Raw genomic sequence first — 2614 nt, forward strand, 5'->3', positions numbered from 1 at the left:
CCAGATCGAATTGGACAGCATTTGCCGTAAGGGTTCGCTCTCCCCCTCGGGGGAGGTTCCATAAATGAGTTTACACAAAATTCTTGACAGACCCGGAATTTTGACTATTAGATTCTGCCGTTACGTGTTGAACTTCATATGTCACCCCATTTTTATATATGCGTCGCAACCTGTTCGTGCCGTTGCCAACCGTCACCGATGTGCAAGCCTTCCTCTTCCCACTGGTTCAAGCTGTAGGCGATCGCTTGTCTCTCACTGTTACCTCCACATGACTTGAGTGTCGGTCACTGTATTTTAAGCCGAAAGAAGAGCGGTGGAAGTGAACTTATAATGAATGTTCACCGAACCATCCGCTTTGACTTCAATCTTATCGACCAAACGATGCACCATTTCAGGAGTAAGTTCCTTTATCTTCATGAATTGCTTGAGTTCTTTCTTCAATCGAGCAATACTTTCTCCTGTACTTCCACTTGCTTGCTGAGACTGAAAGCATTTTAATTGCTCTTGCAGGGTAAAGAGTTCCGCGTTACTACTCTCCGTTGCTCCCTTGTATTCGGTCTCCGTAATCGTACCGCTTGCCAACAATCTAATTAAGCCTGTCTTTTGTTCCTTCAGCTTTTCAATACGCCTTTGTAAAGATTGCAGTTGCTTTTCTGCTTGCTTCCTTGTATGTGCCGCTTTGGATTCCAGCCGCCCCATGACTTCGTTCTCGCTTAAAGTTTCAGCGATACTACGAATGTCGTTCAGGATAACTTCACTCAGTTCCTTTTCCTTCACACTATGCTGACTGCAAACGTGCTTACAGTGCTTGTAATAATTGCCACACACATAGCCTTTACGGTAATGAACATACCATAGAGCCTTGCCACAATCGGCGCAAAAAAGATAGTTTGTAAACAGATGCTTTTTTGCCTTTGGCTTTGCTTGCTGTCGCTTTCGTCCCGTCATGTACCGCTGTACAGCTTCAAAGTCTTCTCTTGAAATTATGGCTTGGTGGGCGTTTTCAGTAACGATTTGCTGTTCTCTTGGGATTTCTTCACGCACTTTTGATGTAACACTTATCGTTGTCTGTCGCCCTTGAACTAAGTCGCCAACATAATGCGGGTTAGTTAGAATTTTCTTCACGGACGTACCTTGCCAGTACAGCCCAGCATTTTTCTTACCTACAACCTGTGCAGGTGTCGGACAGCCTTCACGGGTTAAAGTTCGTGCAATAGCATCAAAACCCTTACCTTCCAAGTACATTCGGAAAATCCGCTTTACATTGCTGAGCGTTTCATCCTCAGCCAAGATAAGTTTGCCGTTTTGTAGCCGATAGCCGTACGGTGGTACAGAACCCTTGAACTCACCTTTTCTTGCCTTACTGCTGAGGGCGGCTTTAATCCTAGTAGATGTACGTTGTGATTCCTGCTCGTACATCCAAGCGTATAGACCGAACATTTCACCTTTGCCCTCAAGCGTGTTGATTGCATTGTCAAGCGTGACAATGTGAATACGGTTCTCCATAGCTATGTCCCTAATTTGATAGGACAGCCCGCCGTTACGAGCAAGGCGTGAAAGTTCTTTTGCAAGAATAACATCAAACTTTCGAGCCTTAGCATCCCGTATCAAGCGTTGCAAATTTTCGCGCCTACCAGTTGTCCCGCTTTCAACGTCTACATAGAAGTCAAATACGTCCCAACCCCTATCCTCTAGGTACTGGAAGAATAGGCTTCTTTGATTCTCTAATGACGATTTTTGTTTATCTGTCGAAACACGAATATATATTGCACACCTCATAGTTACGCCACCTCTTCACTATGGGGTGTATTGGCGTTACCACCATTATACTTAAAGTCGCTCTGTTGTTCCATAATTCTGTCAATCTCAGCGTCAATCAACGGTATAAGTAGACTAATAAATGATTCGTTCCCTTTGAAAGTACGTTCAACATTCATTATCATCATCCCCCTTACTATCCAGTGGTCGCTCCATGTAGAGGGAAAGGTGCGACAGTAACTCCAGATATACAGACAAGACCTATTTTGACGTGTTAAAATTTGGATATATACTAAATTGATTGGTCGGTGACTTAGTTGATTACAAATCTTTATTTTGTTCGACATGCTCATTCTACTTATTCTCCCGATGAATTAAATAGACCCTTATCAGAACGTGGAAAAGAGGATGCTAAGAAAGTTACGGAAATACTGAAATACGAAAGTATAAATGTCCTCATTTCAAGTCCATATAAAAGAGCAATACAAACTATTGAAGGGCTAACTGGAATCTATGGTCTTGATATAGTCATAGAAGAGGACTTTAAAGAAAGGTTATTATCTGAAAAGCCCCTAAGTGACTTTGACAGTGCAATAGCTAAGGTATGGGAGGACTATTCTTTTTCTTGGGAGGGGGGAGAATCCAATATTGTTGCCCAGAATAGGGGAGTTCGAGTGCTCGAAAAAGTATTGGAACGATATGAAGGTAAAAATATTGCAATCGGGACACATGGTAATATCATGGTATTAATTATGAATTACTTAGAAGTCCGGTGAAAAAGTCCGCCAAGCAGGCTTTTACCACGGTTTTGTCGAATTATACAGTAACACGACCATTGAAAGAGTGATTGAGCATG

The 2614-nt window shown here is 42.6% G+C and carries 2 protein-coding genes and 1 pseudogene; 1 reads left to right on the top strand and 2 read right to left on the bottom strand.

Going from position 1 to position 2614, the window contains the following annotated elements; genetic code table 11:
- Positions 1–294: 294 nt before the first annotated feature.
- Both G485_RS0117250 and G485_RS30080 read right to left on the bottom strand, forming a co-directional pair.
- On the bottom strand, positions 295–1779 hold the full coding sequence (locus tag G485_RS0117250; protein WP_027093534.1) for a recombinase family protein: 1485 nt from the start codon (positions 1777–1779) through the stop codon (positions 295–297).
- A gap of 2 nt (positions 1780–1781) precedes the next feature.
- Positions 1782–1937, bottom strand: coding sequence for a hypothetical protein (locus G485_RS30080; protein ID WP_156922452.1), 156 nt, complete (start codon positions 1935–1937; stop codon positions 1782–1784).
- 141 nt (positions 1938–2078) lie between these two features.
- Here G485_RS30080 and G485_RS29375 point away from each other — a divergent pair.
- A pseudogene (locus G485_RS29375) lies at positions 2079–2525 on the top strand (histidine phosphatase family protein); the annotation flags it as partial.
- Between the last annotated feature and the right edge of the window lie 89 nt (positions 2526–2614).

The organism is Cohnella thermotolerans DSM 17683 (assembly GCF_000429825.1).
Taxonomy (GTDB): domain Bacteria; phylum Bacillota; class Bacilli; order Paenibacillales; family Paenibacillaceae; genus Cohnella; species Cohnella thermotolerans.

Bases quoted from the DNA above. Each gene is read 5' to 3' on its own strand.
- G485_RS0117250 (WP_027093534.1), bottom strand. From the start codon at position 1,779: ATGAGGTGTGCAATATATATTCGTGTTTCGACAGATAAACAAAAATCG.
- G485_RS30080 (WP_156922452.1), bottom strand. From the start codon at position 1,937: ATGAATGTTGAACGTACTTTCAAAGGGAACGAATCATTTATTAGTCTA.